Source organism: Nostoc flagelliforme FACHB-838 (assembly GCF_014698065.1).
In the GTDB taxonomy this organism is placed as follows: domain Bacteria; phylum Cyanobacteriota; class Cyanobacteriia; order Cyanobacteriales; family Nostocaceae; genus Nostoc; species Nostoc flagelliforme_B.
On the sequence record NZ_JACJSI010000461.1, the window covers coordinates 1 to 4,240 of the forward strand.

4 protein-coding genes are annotated in these 4,240 nt (G+C 41.3%); 2 read left to right on the plus strand and 2 right to left on the minus strand.

Translation table 11 applies throughout. From position 1 onward, the window contains the following. Window positions 1-451: 451 nt before the first annotated feature. Window positions 452-709, plus strand: a complete 258-nt coding sequence (locus tag H6G97_RS46570) for a hypothetical protein (RefSeq protein ID WP_190947172.1) — start codon at window positions 452-454, stop codon at window positions 707-709. Window positions 710-994: 285 nt separating this feature from the next. On the opposite strand, the gene H6G97_RS46575 is transcribed toward H6G97_RS46570, so the two are convergent. After that, entirely contained in the window at window positions 995-1,891 is an 897-nt protein-coding gene (locus tag H6G97_RS46575; protein ID WP_190947173.1) for a hypothetical protein, read from the minus strand. Between the two features lie 415 nt (window positions 1,892-2,306). On the opposite strand from H6G97_RS46575, the gene H6G97_RS46580 reads away from it, so the two are divergent. After that, on the plus strand, window positions 2,307-3,080 hold the full coding sequence (locus tag H6G97_RS46580) for a hypothetical protein (protein ID WP_190947174.1): 774 nt from the start codon (window positions 2,307-2,309) through the stop codon (window positions 3,078-3,080). A gap of 486 nt (window positions 3,081-3,566) precedes the next feature. On the opposite strand, the gene H6G97_RS46585 is transcribed toward H6G97_RS46580, so the two are convergent. Beyond that, window positions 3,567-3,908 carry a type I restriction-modification enzyme R subunit C-terminal domain-containing protein gene (locus H6G97_RS46585; RefSeq protein WP_190947175.1) on the minus strand — a complete coding sequence of 114 codons (342 nt, stop codon included), beginning with the start codon at window positions 3,906-3,908 and terminating at the stop codon, window positions 3,567-3,569. Window positions 3,909-4,240: the final 332 nt, after the last annotated feature.

Consider the following 4,240-nt stretch of genomic DNA (forward strand, 5'->3'; position numbering starts at 1 on the left):
ACGAGCAGCGATGAACGATCGCTATATGCTCTCTGTGTTAGCTGCGGCTCTCTCAAACTCAGTACCTCTGCCATAATCCCCCTGTCAATAGGGTTTGAGACGCGCTAACCCTGAACATATATCTGTTTTGATAAGCTATTGTTAAATAATCTATTTTAAGTAAATTTATATATCAATTCTCTGTTGAAAATCTATTTTTCTAAAATGACACTTCTCTACGGAGAAAAACATCGTAAAATTACGAAACTATTTCTCCGCCTAAACAAAGTCAATTAAAATATCAGTAAAATTCCTTAAAATCCACAAGAGGAAGGCAATCATATCTAAATGAGAAATATTAGGAGCAAAGTTAAACGTCTGAAGGGGACATGAGTATGAGCGCATCCCTAGCTCCTGTAACGACTACTGTTTTTTACTTTGAGGAATTAGCGTTAAAAATAAACACAAGGTCTTGTTTGAAGTATTACCTCAGCAGTGGGTTGTCAACAAAAGAGCTACCAAACCGAATCTTCGCGCCAGATTTCCCACCAACACACCACTCATCCCTCCAATAGTCCACATCAGTAGAACTTTCGGCAGTAAGAGAGAAAATCGATTGGCTACGCTTTGCTTTAAGAGCGATGTCTACGACGGGCTGCGCCTACGCTACTTCCTCTATCCCCAGATTCCCGCTCATCAGCAGCCCATTACCAGCAACCACATCCTGTGATACATCAAGGAAGAAGCTCAAAGTCGCGGATGCTGTCTATGATGTGGTGGCTTGTGCTGACTTCTAAATTTTGTAATGCCAACTTCAAGATTATTCCTTTTTTGCGTAAAGTACGAAAATTGAGGTGAATAGTATTATATAACGGTATTTATTATGGATAAACCGGGGACAACAATAAAAGTCTCCTATATAATTTACTTCTAACAAGACTGCTCCAGCTTTCGTCTAGAGCAGTTTTATATTGCGTAAGGAAGTGAATCTTCAACTATATCCTTAGCAAAGAGGTCAACGATATTCTATATAAGCGGCATATTGATTTGATACACCTGCAAGTTTTGTAATACTTAACAGTCCTTGTTTGGGCTGCCCAAAACGATCCTTAAAAGTCCAAGTACTCCAAATACCCATGTCGTTGTGCTTGGTGTCGCCTCGCTGCCATCCAAACTTTTCAATTTGAGCTGCATAATCAGCATTCACTAATTGAGGTTCAAGTTCTGTATATAATACACCATAAGAATAAGCAGACTGCTCCGAGCCAGCAGTGAAGTTTGCGTTCATTCCAACCCTGGATGGAGTATTTAAGGGCGGTAGTTGTATTTTCGGAGTGGATTGGCTCAATGAACATTGGAAGTTGGATAAACTTTTAGATGGGGAAACTTCTAAATTCAGATGCACTTGAGGACTTATTTTAGTGGTAGAGACAAACAAATAGGAGGCTTGAATATTTAGCTTGGCTTTGTGCGATAAAGAGCAAAATGTACTGTCCTGATTTGTACTACTGTTATCGACAGTAGAGCTTGAATTTATAAACCCTATCTGTTGGGTTGATAATTCGAGATGTTTTTGTTTTTGCCATCCGGTCTGGAGTAGTTTTTGCTCATAGAAGGCTTGTACTTGTTCTGGCGACTGTACCACATCAAGAATAATTTGAAAGTTGTTTGAGGATTTAACAATGCTACCAACAACTTCTGCCTTCTCAGGTAGCGGCAGATGTAGAGGCAATTGAGGAGGGAGTTGTCCTGGTATTAGCTGCTCGGCTGCGAATAAACCAAGCCAACGTTGTAACAGCTTTTGCAATGCAGTTGATTCGAGTTTACAAGTCGGTACTGCTGCGAGTGTTGTTAATGCTAAAACGATCGCACTAACCAAAGTTAAAAAAGGCGAAAATCTTACCCAGTACATGACCAGCCTTCCTATACGAATAATAACCTCTAAAAATTTATCAAAGTAATAGCAGCCGCAAAGATATCCAAAAAAGCAATTTTGGTGAGCGCAAAACTTTTCGGTCTACTGACTTTAATTTCTTTTGGTAAAGATTCAGGTGGTAGAGTATTGACAAAGGGAACACTTGAGGGAAACTATCACAGATGTGAACCAGAACCTGGCGTACCGTATTAGTCCGAGAAAGCTTGAACCTGTTATCAAAAGAAGAACTGGTGAAAGGATTCAAGGGCTTGCGTTGAGGTTAGCGTAAATGGTGAGAAAATCTACTAAAATCATAAAGAATAAAGATAAATAGCTAATTACATAAGCGTGTGAGCATACCTGTCATAAACTAAATTAGATATCGTATGCGACACATATATTCTGCAACGCTATGAACAAGCCAAGTCGCATCACAACATCTTATTCTTCTTCAATTATTGGTTTCGAGAAATCTAATAACGACTGGGATCGTTACCTAACAATTGGAAACAAACGAGCTTATCATATTGGGAATGCCTGCGGAACTTGCGTCTTCTTTTTTGAGCGGCTTGAGAGTTCCAATGACAGTATTTGTGCCGCAACCATTGCAGAACGGCTCAATAGTGGGATTGACATTATCGATCCTGCATTTACTTCTATTCTAAGCCAGATCCTCCCAACAGGAACTTACTATGTCAACTTTCCAACAATACTTCCACGCTTGATTCCACCGGGACATCCTGATGATTATTTTGTTCAAGAGCAGGTTGCTTTATGGGGCATCAATGCGTTACCACCGCATCATCCGCACGTTAGTTACTATCGTAGTCACTCACTGGCACTGGGCGAACATCGCCAACTTTTCGAGTTTGTCATTCCTTTGTTCCTTGCCACAAAGCTGGATCAACTCAGAGTGGTACATTATCAGGATGAAATAACGCATGGTGGGCAACCAACAGCATATGCTGTCTCTGTTTTGGACATTAACCAGCCAGCCGTTTGGCAGGGTAATCCTGAGATTACTGAGCATTGGTGTTTAGCTCACTATTTACTGGATGGCCACCATAAAATATATGCCGCAGCACAAACCAACAAGCCACTCAATTTAGTATCATTTCTGGCAGTTGGTGAAAGTCTGGCATCTGAAGAGGAAATCAAGTCGGCTCTGGCTTATCTTACCCGATAAGAGTATAACTGCTGGTAGTCGAATGGCACTAAGAAAAGGGAAAATCGTTGGGGCAGCAGGGGTACAGAGGAGCGGAGGAGCAGGGGAGAAAGAAGAAATTTTAGGCATTGCGTTCAGATATTTAGAAATTCCCCTCTGCCCCCCTGCTCCCCTGCCCCTCTGCAATCCCTACGCCGCTTACCTTTCAGCTTAACTTAGTGCCATTCTGCTGGTAGTCCTACCGTTCTTACTAATGTTTGCTCAGGGAATGCTACTTCTACCCGCTTCCAACCTTCTCTGCATACCGATTACTTTTCGGGTAATATAAATCCCATTATTTAGTTCCTAAGATAGCGCATCACCATATATTTTTAGATTTAACAAGTGCGATCACCCCCTACCGCCCACCACCAGCCCTCGTGCGACCCCAACATTTTCGTTGAAAGACTGCACTGTAAAAACAATCCCGTCAGCCTCATCAGCTCCAAAAATTCTGTCTAATCCTTCCTAGTGTAGATCGTTAAATAGCAGTTCATAGGGTAACTCCGCATCCATCGCCCCGTTTTGTATTAGGTAATCAATGATAGTTTCCACCAAAGGAATTTGAGTATTATTGAAACTACTGCCCTCCAAATATTTTCCAAATGCCTGCTTTGCTGCATTCCTATTAAACTCTACCAACTGACGAATGAACAGCTTCAGGCTGAGGTTCTTCCCGTAGACCTCCTCAAACTTTTCTCTGCTTTCAACTGCTTCTGCATTGAGTAGCAGTTCTTCCAAAGACGCTAAATCAGCATCAGTCAGGGATATGTTACGCTTGAGAGGAGCAATCGCGGCGATGATTTTCATGCTCCCGAATGTACGCTTCTACCTTCTTGCAGTACTGGTAAGGGCTGAAGCAAGTTTGTTTTGTTGATACATCAGTCTCGACAATCTCACCCAGTTCATCCTTAAAGTTGATGTAGACAATGCACTGCCATTATCTTGATCATTCTTAGTAATGGACAGAAGACAAATATTTTATTAAAAAGCTGCCGTAAATATACGGTGAATGTTAACATAAGACCGCAGTAATTAGGTGCTGTAATACTACCTAAAGAAAGGCGAAGTTTTCCTGCGTCAGCATTAAGTCCACAGTTTCCACGGGTACACCGAGGTATTAATGATAAATTTAAGTGGTA

Coding starts and splice junctions, on each gene's coding strand:
- H6G97_RS46575 (WP_190947173.1), bottom strand. CDS start 1,891: ATGTACTGGGTAAGATTTTCGCCTTTTTTAACTTTGGTTAGTGCGATC.
- H6G97_RS46580 (WP_190947174.1), top strand. CDS start 2,307: ATGAACAAGCCAAGTCGCATCACAACATCTTATTCTTCTTCAATTATT.
- H6G97_RS46585 (WP_190947175.1), bottom strand. CDS start 3,908: ATGAAAATCATCGCCGCGATTGCTCCTCTCAAGCGTAACATATCCCTG.